Raw genomic sequence first — 24760 nt, 5'->3', positions numbered from 1 at the left:
AGAGGCAGGCATGGACTCGGCGGCTGCCGGCGTCTGGACGACCTCTCCCCGATACCAGGAGTCACGGCGCACCGGCGACTCTTCCCGGGCATGGCACCAGGCCACCGCCGACCCCTCATGAGTGCCGCGCACGAGAGCCATGGGGAAGAGGTGAAGGCCCTGGTGAAAAGCACGACTGAGGTGCTGTCGTCATGGAGGATCTGCTGGCGTGGTGGGAACTGGCCCTGAACGCACCACGAGCCGCATCGAACAGGCGCGTTCCGCCTTACCGGGAGGACAGTTGACGGACATACACCAGCGCTCGTCGGAGCCCGCACCCACACCGGGGGCGGACGGGATCGGGCGGCGGAGGTTTCTCGGCTATGTCATCGGCGCCTCGACACTGACGGTGGCGGCGCAGCTCGGCGAGGCGGCCCTCGCCCCCGCGCAGGCGGAGGCCGCGGTGCCCTCCCCGCCGGGGCCGGCGGAGATCTACGACCTCAACGACATGATCACGCACGCGGCCCTGCCGACGGCGAACCTCATCGCCCTTCGGCTCGACGCGGACGGCACGGCGTCCTTCGCGCTGCCCCGGGCGGAGGTGGGGCAGGGCATCACCACCTCCAGCGCCATGCTGATCGCCGAGGAGCTGGACCTTCCGCTGGACAGGATCAAGGTCACGCTCGCGGACGCCCGGCCGGAGCTGCTGTTCAACCAGCTCACCGGTGGCTCCAACACCACCATCTCCACCTTCACGCCGATCCGTGTGGCAGCCGCCCTCGCCCGCGCCCGACTGCTCAAGGCCGCGGCGCTCGAACTGGGCGAGGCCCTGGGCACCCTGACGGCCAAGGCCGGCGTCATCACCTCCGCGGTGACCGGCAAGAGCCTCTCGTACGGCGAACTCGCCTCCAAGGCGGCATCCGTGACCACGGGACAGGAGTCGGTCACGCTCAAGCAGGCCTCGGAGTTCAAGGTCATCGGCACGGCACAGCGGCGCATCGACGCCCGCGAAGCGGTCACCGGGCAGAAGAAGTTCGCGATGGACCTGCACATCCCGGATGCCCTGCCGACCATGATCTGCCGGCCGCCGACCATCAACGGGACGGTCCGCTCGGTGGAGAACCTCGCCGAGGTACGGGCGATGCCCGGCATCACCGATGTCGTCATCGTCTCCACCGGCGTCGCCGTCCGTGGCCGCACCTTCGGCCAGTGCATCGACGCCGTCCGCGCCCTGAAGGTCACCTGGGGGCCGGGCACGGCCGAGGGCAAGAGCGACAAGGTGATCCAGGACGAGCTGCGCAAGGCCGAACTCCCGCTCGTCGGGCTCGACCTGCTGACCAAGTCGGTGGACGCGCGCTTCACCTTCCACTTCGCCAGCAACAGCGCGCTGGAGACCAACTGCGCCATCGCCGACGTACGCGCGGACTCCGCGGAGATCTGGGCGAGTCTGAAGGTCCCGATCGCGGCCCAGGAGGAGATCGCGGCGCAACTGGGGCTGCTCCCCGCCGCCGTCAAGGTCCATGTCACCGAGGGAGGTGGCTCCTTCGGGCGCAAGCTCTTCCACGACGCCGCCGCCGAGGCCGCCGAGGTCTCGCAGGCGGTGGGCAAGCCCGTCAAGCTGATGTGGCATCGCACCGACGACTTCCGCCAGGGCCGCGCCCACCCCATGTCCACCTCCCGGGTCCGGGCCACGTACGCGCTGGGCAACGTGCTCACCTACGACCAGCGGCACACCTCCGTGGCCACCGACTTCGGCCACGGCCTGGGCGAGATCATCACCGCCGAGGCGGCCCGGCTGCCCGTCAGCGATCTCACCTTCTCCGAGACGGTCTTCGCCCTGACCCAGCAGACCCCGTACAACTTCGGTGTCGTCACCCAGCTGCTGAGCGAGACCGACAAGGGCTTCAACACCGGCTCCATGCGCAACATCTACTCGCCGAACGTGCGGTGTGCTCAGGAACTGGTCGTGGACGAACTGGCCAGACGCATGGGCAAGGACCCGTTGGCGTTCCGCCGTGCTTTTGTGAAGGACGAACGGGCCCGAGCCGTCCTGGACAAGGTCGCCGAGGTCGGCGAGTGGGGCCGGAGCATGCCCGCCGGCACCGCGCAGGGCATCGCGCTGCACCCCGAGTACCACGCGTACGTGGCGGTCCTGGCCGAGATCGACTGCCGGCCCGAGACCACCGGCCGGAAGATCCGCGACGCCTGCACCGGGCCCCGCGTCACCAAGGTCGTCTGCGCCGTCGACGTCGGCCTGGCCGTCAACCCGCGCGGCCTGGAGGCACAGATGATGGGCGGCATCATGGACGGCATCGCCATCACCCTCAGCTCCGGCCTCCACCTCGACAACGGCCACTTCCTCGAAGGCAGTTGGGACAACTACTTCTACACCCGGCAGTGGAACACCCCGCCCGAGCTGGAGATCGTCGTCATGCCGCCGACCACCGGACAGCCCGGCGGAGCCGGTGAGCTGGGCGTCCCGGCCGCCATGGCCGCCGTGGCCTGTGCGTACGGCCGTGCCACCGGCACCATGCCGACGACGTTCCCGGTCAACCACGCCGAGCCGCTCGGCTTCGAGCCGCTGCCCACCACCCCGCCGATACCCGCGTCGCCCACCGACGGTCTCGACCGCGCCTACTAGGAGTCCCCGTGCCCGAACGCACTTTCATCGTCAACGGCCGGCGGGTGACCGTCGACATCGAGGACGACGTCCGGCTCCTGTGGGTGCTGCGCGACGTCCTCGGTGTCACCGGACCGAAGTACGGGTGCGGGCTCGGCGTGTGCCAGGCCTGCACCAGCCACATCAACGGCAAGGCGTTCAACCCGTGTTCGGTGCCGGTGAAGGACATCGGGGCCGACGACGAGATCACCACCATCGAGGGCCTGCCCGCCACCGTGGGCAAGGACCTGCACCCCATGCAGGAGGCCTGGCTGGAGCAGGACGTCGCCCAGTGCGGCTACTGTCAGCCCGGCCAGATCATGACCGCTGTCGCCAAGGTCCGCCAGGCCCGCGAGGAGGGTCGCGAGATCACCGAGGCCGACCTGGACGAGATCCGCAACATCTGCCGGTGCGGCACCTACCACCGCATCCGCGAGGCGATCCAGGCCGGCGCGAAGAAGTACTGAGCGGGGCAGGCACAGGGCCGGATGGCCGGTGACCGATGACCGATGGCCGGTGGTGATCAGGCGCCATGACGCGGCCCTGGCGGGCGGCCGGGTTCGGCCTGGGCGGGGCGGTCCGATACGGGACCGCCCGCTGCCCGTCCGACGGCGCGCCCCGCGGCGCGCCCGGTGGCGTCCAGGCGACGCAGGCCCCTACACGGCGAGCCACACCGCGTCGTCAGGCGCGAGCAGACCGCCCTCGACGGGTGCGGACGCCAGCAGGATCCCGGCGTGGTTCGACCTGTCGACGGTGGCCCAGTCACCCTCGGACATGGGCCGGATCGCCGGTGAACCGGCGCTGAAGCTCATCGACGATCAGGAGACGGATCACGGGCAGCACATCGTTGTGTCCACCCACCTGATACCCCGGGCCACCACCGCGCCCCCTGCCGTACCGTCGCACGGCGTCGAGTCGCGGGAAGGCTCAGCGACACGGAGAGGTAGCCGACGGCTCCGGCGGGCCCCGGTCCGCGGTCGAGCGACCCGTTCGCGCCGCCGTACGACGCGAGTCGGTGTCAGACCCCGTCGTCACCCTGTGCGGAGACCTGCGCCGGGGTGCGCGTCAGCCGGGAAAGAAGCACGCGCTCCCGCGCGGTCAGCGGCGGCCCCGCAAGCGGCGGCAGCGGGGAGCCGGCGAGCGCGGCCAGCACCGTGGCGGGCCGCATCAGCCGGGACGGGCCCGTGCGCAGCCCCGTCACGTCCCACAGGGCGGACGCCGCCGCGTACGAGCCGGTGGCGGCCCGGGTCAGGCGCTGCGAGTAGCCGGCGGCCAGCCGGTCCGCGAGGGTCGGTCTGCCCCCGTGCACCCCTGGGTACAGGACGTCGGTGCTCACGGCCAGGGTCCATGCCGCCTCGACCGGCTGGGCCACCACGCGCTGGACGTGGCGGGCCAGACCGGACGTCGCGACGTCGGCCGACCCGACGGCCTCTGCCAGCTTCAGGGCCCCCAGCGCGGCGACCGACATGCCCTGCCCGTACAGCGGGTTGAACGTGGCGGCGGCGTCGCCCAGCGCGACGAAGCGCTCGGGCCACAGACGGGTCTTCTCCAGGTAGCGCCGCGAGTTGCTGGTGCTGTGGCTGGTGAAGACCGGGGTGAGAGGCTCGGCGCCCTGGATGAGGCGGCCCACCAGAGGATGGGGCAGACCGAGCGCGTACTTGAGGAAGCCCTCGGGGTCCTTGGGGGGCTCGCCCCCACGGGAACCCCCGAGACTCACCATCCACTGATCGTTCTCGATCGGCACGATCATGCCGCTTCGGCCGGGCCGGCCGGTGTAGGGGTTCGGCTGGATGAGGGTCAGGGGCCAGTCCCGGGCGCCCTCGGGGGTGCGGTAGACGCGGGTGGCGTTCACCAGCCCGGAGTCGATGTTCTTCTCCCGGATGTCACGGATTCCCAGGTCGTGCAGCCAGGACACGATCCGCGTCCCCCGGCCGGTGGCGTCGACGACGAAGTCGGCTTCCAGCTCGGCCTCCCGCCCGTCCGGGGACAGGCGGACACCGTGCCGGGCGAGGAAGGCGGGGTCGAACGCGCTGCCCGAGCCCGTCGCGAGCCTCACCCCGGTGACGCGCCGAGCACCGCCGAGCAGCCCGGTCGCGCGGGCGCGGTGCACCTCGACGGTGGTGCCGCGCAGCACCGCGGCGCGCACGGCCCAGTCCAGCAGAGCGCGGCTGCACGTGATCACGTGATGGTGGTTGTGACGCCACCGCCTGAACCACCCCGCCGGGGTGAGCGCCACCATCGCGGAGCTGAGCGAGACCTCCCGGGCCCCGGAGGCCAGCAGGTGCTCGCGCATGTCCGTCGCCGGGAGCAGACGGTCCATCGCATCCAGCCCGCCGGGCATCAGCAGATGAGCATGCCGCCCCTGGGGTACACCCCTGCGGTGTTCGGGCCCGGCAGGCAGCTCGTCCCGGTCCAGGACGATCACGTGGTCGACGGCCGGCGACAGCGCCGCAGCCGCGAGCATGCCGGCGATCCCCGCGCCGAGGACGACAGCTCTACGCGACATCATGCTCCTCGTGTATCAGCCATGAGAGGCCCTCACCGTACCTTCACGATCTGCTTCGACAGCGGGGGGCCTCGCCAACGCCCTTGATAACCGCACCAGTTCACCGGTGTCGGAGAACGCCGAGGCCGGAAGGCGCGAGGCGTCGACGGGCTCCGCGACGGCACGGTCCTCGGCACCCGGACTCTGACGGGCGGCGTCGACCACCATGGCGGCCACGGCGACGAGCCGGGCCTCCTCGTCCGGACAGCCCTGCCGCTGGGCCTGCGCGTACGCCCGCTCGCGGACCTGGCCGTCGTAACGGGACTGGAGGGCGAGCAGGGCGTCGAGGATGCGGACCTCGCGGTAGTAGAGCCGTCCCCTGGGCAGTTGCCAGCGCGGGGGCGAGGGCTTGGGAGCGGTGGGCACGGTACGCAGTTCGGTCCACAGCGGAGCCAGCGCCCGGTGGTCCCAGTAGCTGCGCCACTGGGACAGGGCCGCGGGCAGCAGTCGTGGAAGGACGAACCCCGCACTGAACACCAGACCACCGAGCGACACCGCCGGCGGAGCGACGACCGTGGACAGGACGTCCAGATCGTGCCCCGCCCACCGGGCGGCCACCGCCGCCGTCTTGGCGGCCACGAAGCCGACGAAATCCAGGGCCAGCCCCGCCATGATGAGCCGCAGGCCCGCCCTGAGGATGCCCGTCACCTCCCGCGACCACCGCACGCAGACCACGCACATCACGAGCGTGCACACGGCGTGCCCCACGAGGTACAGCACGATCATCTCGCGCATGTACGGCGTGTTCGCGTAGTACGTGTCCAGATCGGTCAGTCGCTCCTCGGGCGCGTCCGCCAGCGCGAACAGAGCGATGATGCCGACGATCAGCAGGGTGTAGGCGATACCGATCGAGTACACCCAGCGCCTGATCCGCTCGGGCGGCCCACCGCGCCAGTTGATGAGCAGGATCATCAGGGACGCGCTGAACGCCGAGATGGCGCTGTACGTCATCGGGGCACCGAAGTTGGGCACTCCCGTCAGCTCGTTGACCGCGGCGAGCGTGGCCGGGGCCGAGCAGACGAAACACACCCCACCGAGGAGGATCGCCGCACACGTGGACGCGTTCAGCGGATCGCTGAGGGCTCGGCGCGGCCGGCGCAGGATCAGCAGAGCCGCCACGCCGAGGAAGCACGCGGCCGAGTAGACGACCAGGCTCATGGGCTGAGAACTCCGTTCAGTGCCCGGTGGGACACGTGGCACGCGGTGGGGGGACGGCGGGCGGGCACCGGCTCACACCGATCCTGCGGTGAGCGCGCCGTCGTTCAGGGGCAGCGAAGCACCCCCGTCGCGGCGCGCCAGTTCATCGGCGATGGCCAACAGGGCCGGCAGTTCGGGGCGCGCCGGCGGTGAGCCGATCCCGCTGCCGGACGACAGCGCCGCCTCTTGCGCACGGACCGCGCGCGTCGCCGCGGTGATGGCCGTGGCCCACGCGGCGGCCTCCGCCCGGCCGGCATCCTGCGAGCCCCGAAGACGATCGGCGTACGTGCGCTGGAACAGCCCGGAGTCGAAGTACGGGCCGAGGTAGCGCAGGCCGTTGTAGATGCTGTTCTGGCGCCACGTCAGCCATGCGGCGACGGACGCCCTGGACGGCCGCGGCACGCGCAGGTACTCGCGCTCCAGGAGTTCCTCCAGCACACGCTCCAACGGTCGCAACCGCACGTATGCGCGCCAGAGTCGCACATGACGGGCCACATGATGGCCGGCCAGCGGCACAAGGATGCCGATGACCGTCAGTGCCGCGCCCAGCCCGGCGCACGCCGGGGCGATGGTGGTGCCGAGCGCGGACCAGTCCCGTCCGCACCAACGCGCCACCACGGCCACGACCTTCGACATGCTGTAACCACCGGTGACCAGGGCACCGAGCCCCATGGTGAGCAGCCCCGCGCGCAGGGGTCCGTGCACGTGCCGTGCCCAGCCGAGCGACCGGCCCGCCCCCATGACGACGGCCGTCAGATGCGACACGAGATACAGGACGATCATCTCGGCGATGAACGGGGTCGTGGCGTAGTAGGTGTCGAAGTCGGTCCGGCGTTCCACCGACGCGTCTCCGCAGGCGAACATGACGGCGATGCCGCACAGCACGGCCGCGTAGCCGAACATCCAGCGCTTCGCGGTGCGCGTTGTCGTCGGCCCGCCGCGCCAGTACACGATGAGGATCACGTACGAGGCGCTGTAGGCGGTGACGGCGGCGTAGGTCAGCGGAGCCGCCAGGTTGGGCACACCACTGGCCCGATTGATGAACCCGACGACAGGAGGGGCGCCGAACAGGAAGCACAACGAGGCGAAGGCCAGCAGTCCGCTGATGGAGAGAAGGAACGGATCACGGCGGTTGCGGGCCACGTCCGGAGCCTTGGCCAGCAGCGCGAGCCACAGGATCCCGCAGCTGATGTAGTTGATCAGCCCGCTCATCGGCCCGTCCCCCGGTAGTTGAGAGCGGCACCGATACGGCTGGCGAGGTCGTCGCCCACGGCGTTCCGCGCCGCGTAGACCGAGTCCGGAGATGCCTTCAGCCACGGCCTGAGCCTGTCGCCGATCAGCATGCCGAACAGGTCGGCCCGCTGCTCGGCGGCTTCCTGGAACCGGGTCCGGGCCGCGCTCGCCTGGGCGCTCTCGCCGACAGGCGCCGGCAGCAGGCCGCCGGCGTGCCCGCCGGGCGGTACGGGGTCGTCGTCGGCCATGTGCCACAACTCGTGGCCCAGGATCACCAGCTTCATCCAGGGCGGGGCGTCCGCCTCGATGACGATGTCGTCGCGGGTGCCGCGGTCGATCCACAGACCCGTCGTCGTGGTGTGCGGCGTGGGGAAGTTGGCCGTGTGGACGACGATCGGGCGCCCCCGCCACCAGGTGGCGGACTCGACCAGGGCATCGAGGAGGACGCCCGGGTCCGCGGGGACCGGGACGGTGATGGGGTCGATGAGCGCCTTGGCGAGCCGCCTCATCTTCCTGGTCGTACGCACGCTCTCCCCATGGGTCGCTGGCTTCGAAACGGTCTGCGGCTGAAGCGGTGGCGTTCGGTGAGTGCAGGAGATCAACCGTGTTGGCAATATGCCAAGTTGGACTGCTTCACAGCTACACCCTTTCACTTCCCGCCGTTCCCGGGAGGGGGAGGGAAAAGGGATGTAGCGCCGGAAAGGGTATGTTCGGCCGTGCCGGAATGGCTGAAAATGCCATCCGGTATGCCGGAATTGATTCCGGCTGGTGCGCGTGTGACGTCGCGTCCGGTTCTCGACTCGGCCAGGCCTGCGGCGGGGAGACGCGGGTCACACCAGGCCATGTCACAGGAGAACGGGTGAACCCGTCCCAGGGGGTGAGCAACCGACGACCACGAAGGAGCGCGCACCATGAACGCACGACTGGACTACTTCGCCAATCCGACCGTCGCCAAGGGCCTCAAGTACTTCATGTCGGTGGGCAAGGAGCTCAAGGACTCGCCGCTGCCGGCCGCCACGCGGGAACTGGTGGCGCTGCGCATCAGCCAGATCAACGGCTGCGGCGCCTGCATCGACATGCACACCAAGGAGGCCGCCGCGGCAGGCGAGACCCCGGTGAGGCTGAACCTCGTCGCGGCGTGGCGGGAGGCCACGGTCTACACCGACGCCGAGCGCGCCGCGCTCGAACTGGCGGAGGAGGCCACCCGGATTGCCGACGCGGCCGGCGGGGTCGGCGACGAGGTGTGGGCACGTGCCGTCAAGCACTACGACGAGGACCAGCTCGCCGCCCTGGTGGTCTTCGTCTCCTTCATGAACACCGTGAACCGGCTGAACATCATCACCCAGCAGCCCGCCGGTGGCTACGAGCCCGGCCGGTTCCACTGAGCCGGCGCCCGCGACCGGCCCGGGGTCCGACTGCGGACCCCGGGCCCAGGCCGAGGGGGTTGGCACTGTTCGGCGAGGAGCGCGCACGAGGCTGCGTTAGCTCGATCGTGTGATGGTCAGCTTCCGGGCTTGGGCCGTTCGGGCTACGGTGACCGTGCGATCTGGGACGCCGGGTACGGCGCCAGCGTGCGGGGCCCCCTTTTCACCAGAGAGATGGTCCCGGGCCTCCCCGTCGCCTCTGGCCGTATGCATATGGCCAGGTCGTGAGGGAACTGGCCTCCCGGGCTCGGACCACGGACAGGATCCGTGTCGCCACCCTGGGGTCGAGTACGCCGGGGACCAGTGCGCCCAAGACCGTTCGGGGCGTGCGGCTGAACGGGCTCACTCCTGCTCAGCCTTCAGGAACGGTACTACTCTGGCGGTGGCCCGGATGATCAACGAGCATGCCTGCGCGGGGGAGCACGGCGGGGCGGGGGAGGTTCACGGGTGGGAGAGGCGCAAGGGGGAGCAGGAGTGAGCAAGGTCGAGGAGTTCGAGGATCTGCGGCCGCTGCTGTTCTCGATCGCCTACCGCATTCTGGGCAGCGTGGCCGAGGCCGAGGACGCGGTGCAGGAGACCTGGCTGCGCTTCGACAGGTCCTCGACCCGGCCCACGTCGACCAAGGCATTTCTGTCGGCCACGATCACCCGCATCTCGATCGACGTGCTGCGCCTGGCCCGGGTGCGCCGCGAGGAGTACGTGGGTCCCTGGTTTCCCGAACCCCTGCTCAGCGATCCGTACGAGGACCCGGCCCGGGCGGTGGAGCTGGCCGACTCGGTGTCGATGGCCGCCCTGCTGCTGCTCGAACGGCTCAGCCCGCTCGAGCGCGCGGTCTTCGTGCTGCGCGAGGTGTTCGCCTTCGGGTTCGACGGCGTCGCCGCCTCGGTGGGACGGTCGGAGGCGGCCTGCCGGCAACTGCTCGTGCGGGCGCGGCGGCACATGGAGGCCGGACGGCCGCGTTTCGAAGCGGACGGTCAGGAGAGGGAGAAGCTGGCGGCGCGGTTCTTCGACGCGCTGAAGGAAGGCGACGTGGGCGGACTGCAGGATCTGCTCGCCGCCGACGTCCAACTGGTCGGGGACGGCGGTGGCAAGGCCCCGCAGCTCGCCCGGGCCGTCCTGGGCGCGGACAACGTGGCCCGGATGCTGGCCGCGGTCTTCCCCTGGCTGATCCGCATCGACGTGACGATCGAGCCGCACGAGGTCAACGGCCAGCCCGGCGCGGTCTTCCGCGACCGGGCCGGCAAGGTGCTCCACGCCCTCGTCCTTGATGTGTTCGACGCGCGTATTCGGACCATCCGCGTCGTGATCAACCCCGACAAGCTGGGCCACCTCGGACCGGTCGCCGACGCCTGGGCCATCGACCGTGAGGTGCGGCAGGCCCGCCGGCAGCCGAACTGACCCGGGATCGTGATCATGGTTACGGCTTCGTGACGGCTGTGAGTTTCTTGTGCGGGGTGGAACGGACGTCAGGGCCGTGCCGTCCTGTCCCTTGACCACATCGTGCTGAGGGGGAAGGAACTCCATACCCATGCGTGCCCGTATCGTCACCACTGCCGCCGTCTTCGCTCTGTCGGCCCTGGCCCTGACCGGCTGCGGCAACAGCGACAGCGACACTGACGGGAAGGCGGCCGGCGGCCGGACGTCCGCCTCCGCGTCCTCCGACTCCGTCTCGGACACCCCCACCTCGAAGGAGACCGGCTCGGGCGGATCCGCCACGGGCGGCGGCTCCGACACCTCCGCCTCGGGCGGTAACTCCGGTGGCAGCGGCGGTATCACGCCGGCGTGCTCGACGCGGAACACCCGGATCCAGTTCGTCCAGTCCGCGCAGCACGCCAGCGAGCAGCAGCCGGCCCAGGGCGCCATCAAGGTCACCAACACCTCGAAGTCGATCTGCACCATCGTCGGCGCCGTCACCCTGACGGCCAAGGACGACCAGGGCAAGGCCGACCCCGTCGAGACCGACAACTCGAAGAGCGGCACGGACGCCGTCGACGTCAGGCCGGGCGCCACCGCACAGGCGTGGGTGGCCTACACCGACCTGAACTTCGATGGCAGCGAGTCGGGCCGCGAGGTCTGCGCGGTGCAGGCGTCCAAGGTCGAGATCGCCCTGCCCAAGGACGTTGCGCGCACCGTTCAGGTCACGAAGGTCGGCGGGGCTGCGGGCTCCTTCGACGTGTGCGGGAAGGACGTCCGGGTCGACGCCTTCGAGGCCGCTTCCTGACCGGCTGACCGGCTGACCGGCCGACCGGGGTGCCGCCGTCGGCATCGGCGTCCTCGGGGCAGGGTTTCCCGGGACCGATCGCGAGCCGATCGGTGCTCTGGAGGGGGAGTCGATTTCTCCGGGCTCGACCTGGAGTCGCCGAAGCAACTGTCCGTATCGTCCCGCTCGGTCTTCGCCGCCGACATCATCTTCGCCGACAACATCCGCTTCAGATACGGAAAGTGAGAAGGCGTCAGGCGGAATGCCCGGTCGGCGCGAACAGCGTCAGCTGGTCGGAGATCCAGGGGGAGACCATTTCCAGCTGGCCGGCGATCCAGGCGTCGGGCCGGGCGGCCTCGTGAGTGCCACGGGCCGCGAGAGTCCTGGTGTGCTCGGTCGCGACGACCCGGGCGGGGGTGCGCGCGTCGAGGTGGTCGGTGGCCGCGAGGGCGGACCCGCCGGTGGCCAGGAGAGCGGCTCCGGCGAGGACGGTTGCGGCGCCTGCGATCGCGGTGCGGCGAATGAGCTTGGTCATCATCTTGCCTTCCTGTGCGGCCCGTCGTGGTGGAAGGGCGAGCCGTGGTTCCTGCCGTGGTGACGGCGATGTCCAGGTTATGCACACCCTGAATGGTTGAACAATGAACTACATGGGTGGGCTATGTCACCTGATCGCCACCTGGTGGCGAGGTCTGTGATGGTCGGCAACGCCCGTCCGGTCCGAGTCATGCCTATCGGTGAGGTCTATACCTTTATCGTGTCTAATGTCACGAACGCGGTGGCGGCAGAAGGTGCCACCCTTGACATCGTGCAACGTTCAACCATTTCGTCGGGGCCGGTTTCCATGCGGGTATCACCGCCGGCACAGCGCCTCCTGCGTCGCCTGTCCGCCCTGCGGCCCGGGTATGTGGTGCACGGGGTCAAGACACTGATCGCGGCCCTGCTCGCCTGGTGTGCCACGGCGCCGTGGGCGGCGACGGGACGTCCCTTCCTGGCTGTGGCCACGGCTCTGGTCATGGTCAACGCCTCCACGGTGCACCAGTCCGTGACAAAGGCGGTGCACAGCGTGGCGGCGCGGGTCGCGGGTCTGGTTCTCGCACTCGGGACCGCTCGGCTGCTGGGGCCCACCGCGGGCGCCGCGGCGGTCATCGCCCTTCTGGCGGTGCTGGCCGGTCCTCGTAGCGCGGCGGAAGACCGGCTGCAGATCGCCTCGACAGCGGTGATCGCGCTGACCGCCACGGCCACCGAACCCCTGGGCGGGCTCGTGGACCCGGCGCTGCAGACCCTCGCCGGCGCGGTCGTGGGGATCGCCGTGAACGCCCTGGTGCTGCCACCGCTGCATCTCGACGAGTCCGATTCGGCCGTACGCGAGCTCGCCCGGGCCATGGGATCACTGCTGAGCGACATGGGGGCCGGTCTGGAAGGCCGGCAGCTCACATCCAGGGCTCACGGCTGGCTCCACCGCGCACGCGGCCTCGACAAGCGCCTCGTCCAGGCGGAGGAGCGCGTGCGCACGGCCGACGAGAGCCTGCACTGGAACACACGCTGCGCCGCCCAGGCCCGGCACGGGGAAGTGCCCGCAGGCGAGGCGTTCCAGGCCTTGCGCGGGGTCGCCCTCCAGGTGCGCGGCATCGCACGGACCCTCGCCGACAATGCCCGTGACCGCCACACCGGTCACCACCTGGGCCACGAGTTCCTCGACCGCTATGCGCAGACCCTGCGGCTGGCGGGAGCGGCCGTTAACGGATTCGGCGAGCCGCCCGGCCCGACCGGATCACCCGACGCCGTGCCCCGTGAACGTCTGCGGCTCGCGATGGACGGCGTGCTGGCCTGGCACGACACCATGACCACGCTGATCGGCCGGGGCGCCCTCACCAAACCCGGTGCGTGGCACGTGTACGGCTCCCTCATGACGGACGTGGAACGGCTCCTGGCGGACCTGGACCGTGCGGACGCGCACGCGAAGAGCGCTTCGCCGCGAGGCCTCGCGTGAGGCGAGGCGGTCGCGGGCCGGTCGCTCAGGTCCGCTCCCACGGAACGACCACGACAGGGCAGCGGGCATGGCGCAGGACTCCCTGGCTCACCGAGCCCAGCAGCATGCCGGCGAAGCCGCCGCGCCCCCGCGTGCCCACGACCAGGCCCAGGGCCTGAGCCGAGGCGTCGGCGAGCGCCTGCACCGGATGCCCGACGACCAGTTCGAGCTGCAGGTCCACATCGGGGTAGCGGTCCTGGCGGCCTGCCACGGTCTCGGAGAGCAACCGGCGGCCCTCCTGCTGTGCCGCGTACTCGTCGAAGACGCGCAGCGGTCCGGGCTGCCAGACGTACAGCGCCCGCAGTTGGGCCCCGCGCAGGGCGGCTTCCTCGAACGCCGTGTCGACGGCCGCGGCGGAGTGCTCGCTGCCGTCGACGCCGACGACGTAGTACGGGGGCTCCTGGACAGCGTGCTCGGCGTCCGGAACGACCACCACCGGGCAACTCGCGCGAGCGATGAGGGGCAGCGCGACCGAATGGGAACCGAAGACCTCCTGCGCCCGGCTCAGATGCTGTGAGCCCAGCACGACGTACGTGGCGGTACGACTCTCCTCGCCCAGTACCCACGCGGGCTCGCCCTCGGCGAGCAGCATGTCCACCTCGACCTCGGGATGCCTGGCCGCGACGAATTCCGCGACCTCCGTGAGCACCCGCTTCCCCCTCCCGTGGAGCTCGGTGTTCCACTCCTCCCAGGACGGCGGAGCCTTCAGGTCCCGATCCCCGCGGGTGGGCACGCCCTCGGCCCGGACCGGACGCAGGGGCAGGCGCCGTCGGGCCGCCTCGTCGGCCGCCCAGGCCAGCGCCGCCCGCCCGGTGGGGTCGTCCTCCACACCGACCACGATCGGCCGGCGGTCACTCGGTGCGGACATGATCGCCTCCAGCTTCCGGCCTCCGGCCCGACGGGCGCCGACAGCGCACGGGCCGTTGCGTCCACGGGTACCGGCACAGGGAAGTGCCCGGGGAAGTACAGGGTGACTCCTCCGTCGCCCCGGCGCATGTCGTAGGGCGCCGGAAAACGCCGAGAAGCACGGACGGGGCCTTTGCCGTCGCGGTCGTCGCTGGTCCGCCCGTCGCTGGTCCGCCCGCTCGCCGCCGGTTCGGCCGTTGCCGGCCCGCCCGTCGCCGGTCTGCCCCTCACGGCAGCGGCAGCTCCGCCCAGACCGTCTTGCCCTCGGAGGAGTAACGCGTCCCCCAGCGCCTGGCGACCCGGCCGACGAGGTACAGGCCGCGGCCGCCCTCGTCCGAGTCGTCGGCGAGGCGCAGGTGCGGTGCGGCGCTGGTGGAGTCCGTGACCTCGAAGATGAGCACGTCGTCGCGGATCAGACGCAGGCCGATGGCGCCCTCGGCATAACGGAGTGCGTTCGTGACCAGTTCGCTCACGATCAGTTCGGCGCTGAAGATCAGGTCGCCGAGGCCCCATCCGGTCAGTCGGTCTGCGGTGAGCTGCCGTGCCTCGGAGGCGCTGAGCGGGTCGTGGTCCAGCGTCCAGCTCGCCACGTGGAGGGAGTCCAGGGAGCGGGTGCGGGCGAGGAGCAGCAGAGCGTCCTCCGCGGGGCCGTCCGGCAGCACGGTGGTCACCAGTGCGTCGCACAGCTGCCGCAGGGGACGCTTCCACGCTCCGGCCAAGTGATCTGTGAGGACCGGGAGTCGATCGCCGTCCCGGGCTGTGCCGCGCACCAGTCCGTGGTTGAACAACGCGAGCACACTGTTCACCGGCAGCTCGACGGTCGTCGACCGGTAGAAGGCCGTCCCATGACCCAGTGGGGGACCGGGATCCACGTCCAGCAGGTACGGCTCCGCATGCGGCGACGTCACCACGGGCGGCGGGTGCGCGGCGCTGACGGCCTCGCACTGCCGGCTCACCGGGTCGTACACGACGTACAGGCAGCTCGCCGGCGGGTCATGGTCCGTCCAGCTGTCGTGCGGCGCCGAGCCGTCGGCCTGGGTCGCGAAAGCCGGTGGCGACTCGTCCGCTGCGGCGCCCGCCGTCAACTCGTGCAGTCTGGTGAGGAGTTCGGCGGGTTCCAGGTCCATTCTGGCGAACGCGTGGACTGCGGTGCGGAGTTGGCCCATGGCCGTGGCGGCGCGCAGTCCGCGGCCTCGTACGTCACCCGCCACCAGGGCCACCCGGGCCCCGGACAGCGGGATCACGTCGAACCATGCGCCGCCCGCGGCCACGGGCAGATACGTGTGTGCCGTCTCGACGGCACTGGTGGCGGGCATGTGCCGGGGCAGCAGGTCCCGCTGGGCGATGCGCGCCAGGATCCGCTCGCGTGTGTACAGGCGCGCGTTGTCCAGACAGAGCGCGGCCCGCGACGCCAGTTCCCCGGCCGCGTCGACGTCCGCGTCGTCGAACGGCTCCGAATCTCCCACGCGGTAGAACGCGGCCAGGCCCAGCACCACACCGCGGGCGGCGAGCGGTACCACGAGCATCGAGTGCACCCCCACGCTTTGGAACAGGCCGGCACGATCCGGATCGCGGGCCAGCCACGCGGCCGACTCGTCGCCGTCGAGATCGTTCACCACGCGCGGGACCAGATCGGCGAGCACGTAGGCGTACGGTCTGCCCTGCCGCATGACCCGCACGGCGCCGACCTCGTACACACCGCCCTGGTCCACGCGCGTCGCCGTCGCGAAGCCCGCCCGGCGCACGGTGACCGGCTCCACGAGCGGCCCCGGAGCGGGCGCGTCACCGTGCAGGACGGCATCGAGCACGTCGACGGCGGCCGCGTCCGCGAGCCCGGGAATCGCGCTCTCGGCCAGTTCCCGCGCGGTACGGAAGACATCCAGTGAGCTGCCGATCGTCGAATCAGCCCGCCGCAGCAACTCCAGTCGTTTCTCGGCGCGTTCGCCTGCCGTGACATCGTCGACGGTCACGGCCAGGCCGAGCGGGCGGCGGTCGTCATCGCGCAGGGGACAGGCCGAGATGGACAGCGTCCGTTGCCGCCGTTCCCCGCCGGGAGGCAGGTGCACGTGGCAGCGCAGGTCACGTACGGGCTCGCCGGTATCCAGGGCCGTACGCAGAGCTCGTCGTACCTCGGGAACCGACAGCCCGGACACCAGTGAGGGGCTCTCCTCCGCGTCCGGGCGGCGCACTGCGTGCGGAGCGTCGTTGCCGACGCTCATTCTCCGCAGATCGGCGTCCAGGACATACAGGCCCACCGGCGCCTCGGCGAGCAGGGCGTCGAGCAGCGCCACCGCCTTTTCCGTGCCGAGTTGCCGCCGCACTCCCTTGGGTGGCGACGGCAGCGGCCTCTGCCCCTGTGGGGCGGGTGTAGGTTCCACGCCTGGAGATCTCCGGTGACCTCCCCCCGCCTACGATCACACCTTTCCTGCTCGCACGATGCCGGTCCCCGTACTCACGATGCCAAAGAACGCGCCCGGACGCCTCACGGGGCGGAAGGGACAGGGACCGCCCAGTTCACAGGGCACTGGAACAACCGACCGGTCGTTCGGGATCCCGGGCAGGTGTTTCGCTGCGCGGCGGCCTACTCGCTGGGGCCAGGAGCGATCTGTGAGCAGATGATCAGCCGAGGACGAACGGGAGTTTCGAGGCCAGCCGTCCGAGTTCGGCGCTCTCCGAGTCCGTCGGAGCACGTCGTCCGGTGCCGACCCGCAGCGCGTCGGTGTCGGAGAACGACCCGGGGAAACGGTCTGCGGCGATCTTCTCCAGCATCTCGCGTGAGCGGGCGAGGCTCTCGGCGGGCGGATCCGCCATGTCCGGGAGGTGCGCGATGAGGTCGAGGTGGTGCAGGGTCCACTCGATGACGTACGCGGAGAGGTAGTCGCCCACGGTGAGGACTTCGTCGCGCGTACTGACCCGGAGGCCGGGATCGGCGAGTTCGGCGGCGCGCCCGGCGGCGGAGCCGACGTCGTCCAGGTGGAACCTCAACAGCCAGGGATCCTCGTACGCGGCGGCCAGCCGGACGGTCAGCGCGTCGAGCAGGTCCTCACCGGTCGGGGGTGTGCCGGCGATGTCCCAGTAGGTCACCGCGTCGCGGGTCGGTTCCGCTTCGGCGGGCGTCACGAGGGTGATCAGAACGTCCTGAGCATCGATGATCAGGTGGCAGACCAGGTCCCGTACGAGCCAGCCGGTACAGCCGGACGGGCGGGCGAAGTGCTCGTCCGGGAGATAGGCGACCGCCGCGCGCAACGCCGTCCACGAGCGTGAGAAGAGATCCACTCCGGCACCGTAATGCGGTGCCGGAGTGGCGGACAAGCACGGGGTGCGAGGGGTCGTCGCTGCGGCGGCGGTCGGCCCGGTCGTGTCGGTTGTGCCGGTCGAGAACCCGAGCGGGATTTCCTAGGGGAGCAGGGAGACTTGATAGTGGCTGAGGTACCAGCCGTCGTCCGTGCGCCTCGCCAGGACGCTGAGGTTGACGTGCCGCGTCGGCCGGTCGGTGTAGGAGAAGTCCACGCTCAGGTAGCCGAGGACCAGGTCGTCGGCCGGCCGCCTTGTCTCCAGGATCCGGTACTCGGCGGCCAGCCCGAGCGGCTGGGAGTCGTAGTAGTCGTTCACTCCCCGTCTGCCGACGCTGTAGGGATGCAGTCCCTGGAAGATCGCGTCTTCCGTGAAGAGCGCGGCGACCTCGTCCGGTCGGTGCTTGTCCACAGCCGCTTTCCAGCGGTCGAGGACGCTGCGCAGGATCGCTTCACTCTCTGTCGTGGCGTGCATCGTGTTCTCCTGATGGAGCGGATCGAACCGGGTTCAGTGGCCCGCGGACATGCCGCCGTCGACGTGCAGGATCTCGCCGGTCACGAAGGCGGCCTGCTCCAGGTAGAGGATCGCGTCGACGATGTCGCCCACCTCACCCATCCGGCCGACCGGGTGCAGACCGGCGAGGGCCTCGTGGGTCTCGTCGGGGTGCATGGGGGTCTTGACGGTGCCCGGGGAGACGGCGTTGGCGCGGATGCCGCGGGTGGCGTACTCGATGGCAAGGGACTTGGTCGCGGACTGCAGGCCGCCCTTGGTCAGCGAGGCCAGCACCGAGGGGACCCTGGAGTCGGCGTTGTCGACCAGGCTGGTGGTCACGTTGACGATGTGGCCGCCGCCCTGGGCGAGCATCCGCTCGATGGCCAGCTGGGTGATGCGGAAGAACCCGTCCAGGTTCACACCGGTCACGGCGGCGTAGTCGTCCGCGGTGTACTCGGTGAAGGGCTTGGCGACGAAGATCCCGGCGTTGTTGACCAGAGTGTCGACACGGCCGAAGCGCTCGACGGCGGCGGCGATGACGCGTTCCGCGGTGGCGGGGTCGGCGATGTCGCCCTGCACGGTCAGGACGTCGGTGTCGTCGACGGGCGCGATCGAGCGCGACGTGGCGACGACGGCGTACCCGAGCTTGCGGTAGCCGTCGACGACGCCCGCGCCGATGCCCTGCGAGGCACCGGTGACGACCGCGACTTTCTGGAACTGCGAGTTCATGGCGAACCTTCTTCGGAAGCGTCAGGGATGGACGGGGGGAACAGGGTTCCCGACCCGGAGTGTTCGGCCGATCGACTCTTCGGAAGGTAGACACGCGGGGAGCGGAGGTCAAAGGCACACGGGGTCCTGGCCGGGACCGGCTTCCTTCCTGCTGGGAGACGACTCCTCCAAGCGCAGGTCAGCGGGTCGGCGCCGGGGCGGGTCAGAGTTGCCGGGCGGTTGCCGGCGAAGGCCCCTGCCGGCGGTACGGGTCGGACTCGGGCAGCCAGGCCCCCGGGGTGTGGACAGCGAGGTCGCCGACGCCGTCGCCGAGGGCGTCGACGACGGCGAGGACCGCGGTTCGGGCCTCGTCGGCCCGCCGGACCAGCGACCAGGTCCAGTAGATCTCCGGCGCCACGACCTCGCGTCGGACCAGGTCCGGCGGGAGCGGGTCGGTCTGGCCCTTGGGGCAGTTGACGACGGGGCGGTCGCAACGGCGGACGTGGTCGAAGAACGCGGGGCCCGTGACACCTCCGTCGGACACCCGTACCTCACGGGCCCCCGTGTCCCGGGCCACGTCCTCGGCGTAGACGTTCCACGACAACCAGGAGGTGGTGTCGGCGTCGACGAGGACAGAGGTGTCGTGCGCCGGGACGTCGCTGGTGTCGTCGCCCTTGGCTACGGCGTAGAGCCGGTCGGCGCCGATGAGCTGGGCCCGCAGGCCCAGTCGATCCAGGTCCTCGGTCCGGACCCAGCACACGGCGAGGTCGAGGCTGCCGTCGGCGACCCGGGCGGCCTGGGTGTGCGAGGGGGCGACCCAGGCGTCGATGTGGACCTGGGCCACGGCCGAGGTGCGGGCCGTCAGATCCGCCGGAAGCCAGTTGACGTAGCCGAGCCGTACAGGTTCCGATCCGGACAGGGTGGCGGCGCGGCGCTGGACGTCGTTCGCGCGGGCCAGCAGGTCGCGCACCTGCGGAAGCAGGGCGGAGCCCGCCGGGGTGAGGGAGACGGACCGACGGTCACGGTCGAACAGGCGTACCCCGAGATCGCGTTCGAGAGCCTTGATCTGCTGGGACAGGGACGGCCCCGCGATCAGGAGCCGCACAGCGGCCCGGCTGAAGTTCAGCTCCTCGGCGACCGCCACGAAGTACCGGAGTTGGCGCAGCTCCACGTCCCCCATCCTACGTCCGGTAAGAGGCTGTGCCTATCAGCCAGGAGGATGCCAGTCGTGGCGACCTCACGGGGGCGGACGGAAGATGAGGGCAAGGCAGTACGGCAGCCACATGAACGCGACCCGTCTGCGTGGCGAGCCCCAGCGGCACATCGCGACGGCCTCGGCCGCCCCGGCGAACGGAGTTGGACCATGCGGGAGTTCCTCGTCCGGATCACCACCACCATTCCCGAGGGCACCAGCCAGGACGAAGTCGACCGACGGCGCGCCGCCGAGGCCCTCCGCGCCCGGGAGTTGGCTGCCACAGGCAACCTCGCGCGCCTGTGGCGGCCGGTCGGGGAACTGCGCAGCATCGGCATCTGGCGGGCCGCCGACGAGGACGAGCTGCACGAGAAGGTGCTCGGCACGCTCCCCCTCAGTCCCTGGATGAGCTTCGACGTCACCGCGCTCGAGTCCCACCCCAACGACCCCGGCAAGGCCGACGACACCTCGTGACGAACCGGCCCCTTCGGTCAGGACGACGGCTACCGCCACCCTTGCTGCCGCTACGCGCAGTTATTGCCGTTGTCGTCGCCTCCTGAGTGAGGGGCGCATCGCACGAGGCGCGGTACCTGGACGGGCATCGCGCGAGGCCAGGTGCCCGAACGGGCGGAGAAGGACTTCGGCATGAGCGTCATACCCCTGCGTACCTCCTCTCACCGAGGAAGCGCCGGCCCGCTCCACTCGCCCTGGGCGCACGTGGCCCGGGCCGCCGCGGCACTCGCCGCGGCCATGGGAATCGGCCGATTCGTCTACACCCCGCTCCTTCCCCTGATGCACACCCAGGCGGGGCTCTCCACGAGCGCCGGCGCGAACCTGGCCACCGCCAACTACGTCGGCTATCTCGGGGGTGCGCTCGCGGGCATCCTGGCCCCCGCGCTGGTGCGCTCGCCCACCCTTCTGCGCGGCTCCCTGGTCGTCCTGACCGTCGGCCTGGCCGCGATGCCGGCCACACACGACACGGCGATATGGATCGCGCTACGGCTGTCGGCCGGGGTGGCGAGCGCCCTGATCTTCGTCATCACCGCAAGCTCCCTCCTGTGCCACCTGCGGGAGCACCCGGCCCACCTCCCAGGCTGGGCCTTCGGCGGGATCGGTGCCGGCATCGCACTGTCCGGGCTGCTCGTCCTCGTGCTGCACTCCCTCGCCGACTGGCGGGCCGCCTGGTACATCGCGGCCGTACTCGCCGCCCTCCTCGGCGCCGCCTCGTGGAACCTCCGGCCCGAGGACACACCGTCGGAAACCGCGCGTGCCGGCGGGGCTACGGCCGGTGCGCCAGGGGTGCGGACGCAGCGCTGGTTCAAGGCCCTGTTCGTCTCCTACGCCCTTGAAGGCGTCGGCTACATGGTGGCCGGCACGTTCCTCGTCTCCGCGATCGAACAGACCTCGCCCGGGTGGGTCGGCAACGGCGCCTGGGTTCTGGTCGGCCTGGCGGCCGTACCTTCCGCGGTGCTGTGGACCTGGCTGGGGCGGCGCCGGTCCCGCCCCGGCCTGCTGCTCGCCGCGCTCGTCCTGCAGGCGGTCGGCATCGCCCTGCCGGCCCTGATCGGTGGAGTGACGGCCGCCCTGGTCTCCGCCGCGCTCTTCGGCGCAACGTTCGTCGGGATCTGCACGCTGGCCCTCGCCACCGGATCCCATCTGCGGTTCCCCCGCTCCGTCGCGTTGCTGACGGCCGGCTACTCCGTCGGCCAGATCCTCGGCCCGCTGGCCGTAACGCCCCTGCTTCGGCACGGCTACCACGAGGCACTGCTGCTGGCCGCGGCCGTGATCCTGGCCGCCGCGGCGGCAGCCGCCGTACTGCGCATCGGCTTCCCGCGACAGCTGGCGCCGGAGTCGGAGTAGACGCGCGCAACGACCCCTGAAAACAGGCTACTTAATGGACCCATGCTTCTTCTGACGCATCGTCACGCATGCATTTGGCCGCGGTGGCGATATTCGTTTCGGTGGCCCCGTCGCCGGAATGAACTCTTTTACGGGTGAAAAGCGCGTGTGGAGCGGCGGGGAAGGCGAGTGTCCGAGTCTCTCGGATTATTCCGTTGCGGCGCTTCTCTCGTGCATGGCATAGATCACGCCAGAGGCTTTACATTTCCTTGGATGTACAGGAGTACGGTCGCTATTGCCATCTAAAACAAGGCATTTGTGATCTGCTATCCATGGATCGCGAAGTCGCGGAGGAGAGAAGAGCATGGCATCCAAGATTGCGCGTCGGGCCGGTGTCGCGGTCGCATCCGTGGCCGTCGCGGCCGGCGTACTCCTCGCCGCCGGAGGCGCGGCATCGGCGGCGACCCCGTCGACCGATTCCTCTGTCGTTGTCACCGCCCGGTCCGCCGGCTTCGTCACCCACGAAGGGGGCAGCCACGGTGCATGGGGTCACCGTGACGGCTACCGCTACGACGGTTACGGCCACTGGTACGGCGAACACCGTGACAGCTACCGCGACGACGACCGTCGTGATGCGTACCGGTACGACAACCGCGACGGTCGCTGGGCGCGGGATCACCACGAGGGGTCGTACCGATGGGACGGCGACCGCGGCGTGGGGCGGCACTCCGGCGCTGATTCCGGCCGCGGCCACCAGTACCGCGACGGCGACGCTCGCTCCCAGGACGGCAGGCGCTGACCAGGGGCAGCGGTGCCGAGGCGGACATCGACGCGTACGCGTGACGCGTCCGGTGGATACGGAACGTCCACCGGACTCGGCACCCGAAAACTCCTCCAGCGGATTGGGGTCCGTCGGGGGATCCGCCGGTCCTTGAGCGGCGCCGGCGGTCAGTCAGGGTACGGAGGGAGCCTCCGTGCCCTTGGCGGGGCGGCATGCCCGGTCACTGCAGGGTGGCAGCGACCGGGACCACATGCCGCCCCTCAGCCGGTTGTCCTCGACCCTCGGCCGATGGGCGGGCGGAACAGCGCAGCACCTGCCGCGATGTGCCGACCTTTTCAGGGCGCCCTGTTCAGCTCTGGTTCGCCATGAGCCGGCTCAGGCCTCTTCGTGTGCAGGAGTATGCGGGAGGGCAGCACCCAGGCCATGCCCAGCAGCGCCCCCAGGGTCGCGATCCATAGAGTGGGGCGCAGGCCGATCGCCGAGCCGAGCCACCCGCCTGCCAGTGCGCCGATGGGGCGGATGCCGTAGTTGAACACTCGGCCGGCCCCTGCGACGCGGGACCGCAGCCTGTTGGGTATCAGTGTCGCAGTGAGTGATCCTCCTGCGATGTCGAGGAGCATCAGGCCGAACCCGGAGCCGAACTCCGCCAGGAACAGGCACGTTGCCGTGAGGGCGACGGGACCTTGTGCCAGGGGGACCAGGGCCAGTGGCGCGGGGAAGGCGAAGAGGCCGAGGAGCGTGGCCCGCCCGATCCCGACGCGGCGCACGATCCGGCCGGTCAGCAGGGACCCGATCACGGAGCCGACGGCGCCGCTGCCGAGCACGGCGCCCAGCAGGCCGGGCCCGAGTCCCAGGCCGGTGGTGGCATAGAGGACGAAGACGGCCTGGAAGGCGAAGTTGAACAGGTTGAGAGTGGTGACCGCGCCGTAGTAGCCGCGAAGGATCCGGGAACTGACGAGGTGGCGGAAGCCGGCCATCAGGTCACCCTCGGCGCGCTCGGCAGCCGGTGGCTCGGTGGGGCGGATCCGGGACAGCTGCCAGGCCGAGGCCAGGTAGGAGGCGGTGTCGGCGAGCAGCGCGACCGGCGCCGACAGAAGCTGCACGAGCGCTCCTCCGGCGCTGGTACCGATCATGTAGGACATGGCCCGGCTGCCGTTGAGCAGGGAGTTTCCTTCCACGTAGCGTTCCGCGGGCACGAGGGAGACGAACAGGGCGGCGTTGCACACGTCGAACAGCACGCTCAGCGTGCCGACCATGAACGCGACCACGTAGAGCTGGCCGAGGCCGAGCCACTCCAGGGCCCAGGCGACCGGGAGCGAGGCGAGGACCAGTGCCCGCCCGAGGTCCGTGATGATCATCATGCGTCGCCGGTGCCCGCGGCGGTCGGCCCAGACGCCGGCGTGCACCGAGAACAGCAGGCTCGGCAGAAGCCCGGCGGCCGTGAGCCACCCCATCTGTGCGGCACCCGCATCCAGGGCCAGGACCGCGAGCAGCGGCAGGGCGATCAGAGTGGTCTGGTCCCCGAAGAGCGACACGGTGTGACCGGTCCAGTACCGGCGAAACGACGGCTCGCGCAGCAACGCGGGTAACCGCCCGGTCGAGGTCACGGGCCCGACGTTTCTGTCTCGTTCTGCGTTTCGGCGCCGAACTCCCGCGTCGGGTGCGCGAAGTGAACATACGTCACCCGACGAGCCGCGGCGGGACGCTGTTCCGGATGTTCCAGCCGGTCCACGTACGGCTGGAGCAACTCCCATACCTTCTCGTCGAGTTCCTTGAGCTCGTCGGCGGTCAGGAAAAGCGTGGCGTCCCCCAGCGGCGCGGCCGCCTGCCAGTCCGCGGGCTCGGTGTCCCGGCTCTCCAGCCAGCGGGTCGCCTCGGTGAAGTACCGCTCGACGACCGCGAGGCTGAGTGCCGTGGCTGCTTCTCTCACCTCGGGGTCCGCCGCATAACCCGGCCAGGAGGTGAAGGACGAGGTCGCCCGCCAGGGCTTCTCCCGGCCCTGTCCTTCCCCTGTCTGCTCGGCGAGCCCGTACTTGGCCAGCATCCGAAGGTGATACGAGCAGCTGGCCACGGATTCGCCCGTCAGGTCGGCAGCCCGGGTCGCCGTCATCGCGCTTTCCCTGCGGAGCAGTCCGATGAGCGTCAGGCGAAACGGGTGGGCGTACGCCCGCAGGGCCCGCGGGTCGGTGAGCTGTCGCCGGTTCATGAGCTAAAGATATCTTTCTAAAGAAATCTTTACAATGGTCCTCACGCCCCCTCACGTGCCCACGCCGACGGATCCA

At 70.5% G+C, this 24760-nt stretch carries 23 protein-coding genes; 9 read left to right on the top strand and 14 right to left on the bottom strand.

The features are described from left to right. The first annotated feature begins 280 nt into the window (after positions 1-280). Positions 281-2620, top strand: coding sequence for a molybdopterin cofactor-binding domain-containing protein (locus ACWD5D_RS19890; RefSeq protein WP_451374024.1), 2340 nt, complete (start codon positions 281-283; stop codon positions 2618-2620). An 8-nt stretch (positions 2621-2628) separates the two neighbouring features. Then, entirely contained in the window at positions 2629-3105 is a 477-nt protein-coding gene (locus ACWD5D_RS19885; protein ID WP_451374023.1) for a (2Fe-2S)-binding protein, read from the top strand. A 189-nt stretch (positions 3106-3294) separates the two neighbouring features. Here the strand turns inward: ACWD5D_RS19885 and ACWD5D_RS19880 are convergent, their stop codons facing one another. From ACWD5D_RS19880 to ACWD5D_RS19860, 5 genes are all read right to left on the bottom strand, one after another. Continuing rightward, entirely contained in the window at positions 3295-3450 is a 156-nt protein-coding gene (locus ACWD5D_RS19880) for a hypothetical protein (RefSeq protein ID WP_451374022.1), read from the bottom strand. Between the two features lie 206 nt (positions 3451-3656). Beyond that, complete coding sequence (locus tag ACWD5D_RS19875) at positions 3657-5144, bottom strand: NAD(P)/FAD-dependent oxidoreductase (RefSeq protein WP_451374167.1); 1488 nt, start codon at positions 5142-5144, stop codon at positions 3657-3659. A 15-nt stretch (positions 5145-5159) separates the two neighbouring features. After that, a complete protein-coding gene (locus ACWD5D_RS19870) occupies positions 5160-6341 on the bottom strand; it encodes an MAB_1171c family putative transporter (protein WP_451374021.1) in 1182 nt (393 codons plus the stop codon). 72 nt (positions 6342-6413) lie between these two features. Continuing rightward, on the bottom strand, positions 6414-7592 hold the full coding sequence (locus ACWD5D_RS19865) for an MAB_1171c family putative transporter (protein ID WP_451374020.1): 1179 nt from the start codon (positions 7590-7592) through the stop codon (positions 6414-6416). Continuing rightward, positions 7589-8140 (bottom strand): toxin, encoded by a 552-nt coding sequence (locus ACWD5D_RS19860; protein ID WP_451374019.1) that lies wholly within the window; start codon positions 8138-8140, stop codon positions 7589-7591. The genes ACWD5D_RS19865 and ACWD5D_RS19860 overlap by 4 nt, the downstream gene beginning before the upstream one ends. A 384-nt stretch (positions 8141-8524) precedes the next feature. Here ACWD5D_RS19860 and ACWD5D_RS19855 point away from each other — a divergent pair, with 384 nt between their 5' ends. From ACWD5D_RS19855 to ACWD5D_RS19845, 3 genes are all read left to right on the top strand, one after another. Beyond that, on the top strand, positions 8525-8998 hold the full coding sequence (locus ACWD5D_RS19855; protein WP_451374018.1) for a carboxymuconolactone decarboxylase family protein: 474 nt from the start codon (positions 8525-8527) through the stop codon (positions 8996-8998). Between the two features lie 513 nt (positions 8999-9511). Beyond that, the gene (locus ACWD5D_RS19850; RefSeq protein ID WP_451374017.1) at positions 9512-10435 is read left to right on the top strand and encodes an RNA polymerase sigma-70 factor; all 924 of its coding nucleotides are present in this window, start codon (positions 9512-9514) and stop codon (positions 10433-10435) included. Between the two features lie 130 nt (positions 10436-10565). Next, positions 10566-11258, top strand: coding sequence for a DUF4232 domain-containing protein (locus ACWD5D_RS19845; RefSeq protein WP_451374016.1), 693 nt, complete (start codon positions 10566-10568; stop codon positions 11256-11258). Between the two features lie 232 nt (positions 11259-11490). On the opposite strand, the gene ACWD5D_RS19840 is transcribed toward ACWD5D_RS19845, so the two are convergent. Next, positions 11491-11775, bottom strand: a complete 285-nt coding sequence (locus ACWD5D_RS19840; protein WP_451374015.1) for a hypothetical protein — start codon at positions 11773-11775, stop codon at positions 11491-11493. A 267-nt stretch (positions 11776-12042) separates the two neighbouring features. On the opposite strand from ACWD5D_RS19840, the gene ACWD5D_RS19835 reads away from it, so the two are divergent. Beyond that, positions 12043-13227, top strand: coding sequence for a hypothetical protein (locus ACWD5D_RS19835; protein ID WP_451374014.1), 1185 nt, complete (start codon positions 12043-12045; stop codon positions 13225-13227). Between the two features lie 25 nt (positions 13228-13252). On the opposite strand, the gene ACWD5D_RS19830 is transcribed toward ACWD5D_RS19835, so the two are convergent. From ACWD5D_RS19830 to ACWD5D_RS19805, 6 genes are all read right to left on the bottom strand, one after another. Next, on the bottom strand, positions 13253-14134 hold the full coding sequence (locus ACWD5D_RS19830) for a universal stress protein (RefSeq protein WP_451374013.1): 882 nt from the start codon (positions 14132-14134) through the stop codon (positions 13253-13255). Between the two features lie 265 nt (positions 14135-14399). Then, complete coding sequence (locus ACWD5D_RS19825) at positions 14400-16463, bottom strand: SpoIIE family protein phosphatase (RefSeq protein WP_451374012.1); 2064 nt, start codon at positions 16461-16463, stop codon at positions 14400-14402. Positions 16464-16791: 328 nt separating this feature from the next. Beyond that, positions 16792-17448 carry a maleylpyruvate isomerase N-terminal domain-containing protein gene (locus ACWD5D_RS19820; protein WP_451374011.1) on the bottom strand — a complete coding sequence of 219 codons (657 nt, stop codon included), beginning with the start codon at positions 17446-17448 and terminating at the stop codon, positions 16792-16794. 120 nt (positions 17449-17568) lie between these two features. Then, a complete protein-coding gene (locus ACWD5D_RS19815; protein WP_451374010.1) occupies positions 17569-17940 on the bottom strand; it encodes an SgcJ/EcaC family oxidoreductase in 372 nt (123 codons plus the stop codon). A gap of 33 nt (positions 17941-17973) precedes the next feature. Further along, a complete protein-coding gene (locus tag ACWD5D_RS19810; RefSeq protein WP_451374009.1) occupies positions 17974-18687 on the bottom strand; it encodes an SDR family NAD(P)-dependent oxidoreductase in 714 nt (237 codons plus the stop codon). A gap of 202 nt (positions 18688-18889) precedes the next feature. Further along, entirely contained in the window at positions 18890-19846 is a 957-nt protein-coding gene (locus ACWD5D_RS19805; protein WP_451374008.1) for a LysR family transcriptional regulator, read from the bottom strand. A 183-nt stretch (positions 19847-20029) separates the two neighbouring features. On the opposite strand from ACWD5D_RS19805, the gene ACWD5D_RS19800 reads away from it, so the two are divergent. The 3 genes from ACWD5D_RS19800 to ACWD5D_RS19790 all read left to right on the top strand — a co-directional run bounded on the left by ACWD5D_RS19800 (position 20030) and on the right by ACWD5D_RS19790 (position 22496). After that, positions 20030-20332 (top strand): muconolactone Delta-isomerase family protein, encoded by a 303-nt coding sequence (locus ACWD5D_RS19800; protein ID WP_451374007.1) that lies wholly within the window; start codon positions 20030-20032, stop codon positions 20330-20332. A 171-nt stretch (positions 20333-20503) separates the two neighbouring features. Then, positions 20504-21718, top strand: coding sequence for a YbfB/YjiJ family MFS transporter (locus ACWD5D_RS19795; protein WP_451374006.1), 1215 nt, complete (start codon positions 20504-20506; stop codon positions 21716-21718). Positions 21719-22061: 343 nt separating this feature from the next. Next, positions 22062-22496, top strand: coding sequence for a hypothetical protein (locus ACWD5D_RS19790; protein ID WP_451374005.1), 435 nt, complete (start codon positions 22062-22064; stop codon positions 22494-22496). A gap of 317 nt (positions 22497-22813) precedes the next feature. Here ACWD5D_RS19790 and ACWD5D_RS19785 read toward each other — a convergent pair whose 3' ends face one another. After that, a complete protein-coding gene (locus ACWD5D_RS19785; protein ID WP_451374004.1) occupies positions 22814-24085 on the bottom strand; it encodes an MFS transporter in 1272 nt (423 codons plus the stop codon). Further along, positions 24082-24684, bottom strand: coding sequence for a winged helix-turn-helix domain-containing protein (locus ACWD5D_RS19780; protein WP_451374003.1), 603 nt, complete (start codon positions 24682-24684; stop codon positions 24082-24084). The genes ACWD5D_RS19785 and ACWD5D_RS19780 overlap by 4 nt, the downstream gene beginning before the upstream one ends. Positions 24685-24760: the final 76 nt, after the last annotated feature.

The sequence above is a fragment of the Streptomyces sp. NPDC002520 genome (assembly GCF_053595235.1).
Note: the sequence above shows the minus strand (reverse complement) of the source record. Positions and strands in the feature narration are given on the sequence as shown.

Coding starts and splice junctions, on each gene's coding strand:
- ACWD5D_RS19880 (WP_451374022.1), bottom strand. CDS start 3,450: ATGAGCTTCAGCGCCGGTTCACCGGCGATCCGGCCCATGTCCGAGGGT.
- ACWD5D_RS19875 (WP_451374167.1), bottom strand. CDS start 5,144: ATGTCGCGTAGAGCTGTCGTCCTCGGCGCGGGGATCGCCGGCATGCTC.
- ACWD5D_RS19870 (WP_451374021.1), bottom strand. CDS start 6,341: ATGAGCCTGGTCGTCTACTCGGCCGCGTGCTTCCTCGGCGTGGCGGCT.
- ACWD5D_RS19865 (WP_451374020.1), bottom strand. CDS start 7,592: ATGAGCGGGCTGATCAACTACATCAGCTGCGGGATCCTGTGGCTCGCG.
- ACWD5D_RS19855 (WP_451374018.1), top strand. CDS start 8,525: ATGAACGCACGACTGGACTACTTCGCCAATCCGACCGTCGCCAAGGGC.
- ACWD5D_RS19845 (WP_451374016.1), top strand. CDS start 10,566: ATGCGTGCCCGTATCGTCACCACTGCCGCCGTCTTCGCTCTGTCGGCC.
- ACWD5D_RS19840 (WP_451374015.1), bottom strand. CDS start 11,775: ATGATGACCAAGCTCATTCGCCGCACCGCGATCGCAGGCGCCGCAACC.
- ACWD5D_RS19830 (WP_451374013.1), bottom strand. CDS start 14,134: ATGTCCGCACCGAGTGACCGCCGGCCGATCGTGGTCGGTGTGGAGGAC.
- ACWD5D_RS19815 (WP_451374010.1), bottom strand. CDS start 17,940: ATGCACGCCACGACAGAGAGTGAAGCGATCCTGCGCAGCGTCCTCGAC.
- ACWD5D_RS19810 (WP_451374009.1), bottom strand. CDS start 18,687: ATGAACTCGCAGTTCCAGAAAGTCGCGGTCGTCACCGGTGCCTCGCAG.
- ACWD5D_RS19805 (WP_451374008.1), bottom strand. CDS start 19,846: ATGGGGGACGTGGAGCTGCGCCAACTCCGGTACTTCGTGGCGGTCGCC.
- ACWD5D_RS19800 (WP_451374007.1), top strand. CDS start 20,030: ATGCGGGAGTTCCTCGTCCGGATCACCACCACCATTCCCGAGGGCACC.
- ACWD5D_RS19795 (WP_451374006.1), top strand. CDS start 20,504: ATGAGCGTCATACCCCTGCGTACCTCCTCTCACCGAGGAAGCGCCGGC.
- ACWD5D_RS19790 (WP_451374005.1), top strand. CDS start 22,062: ATGGCATCCAAGATTGCGCGTCGGGCCGGTGTCGCGGTCGCATCCGTG.
- ACWD5D_RS19780 (WP_451374003.1), bottom strand. CDS start 24,684: ATGAACCGGCGACAGCTCACCGACCCGCGGGCCCTGCGGGCGTACGCC.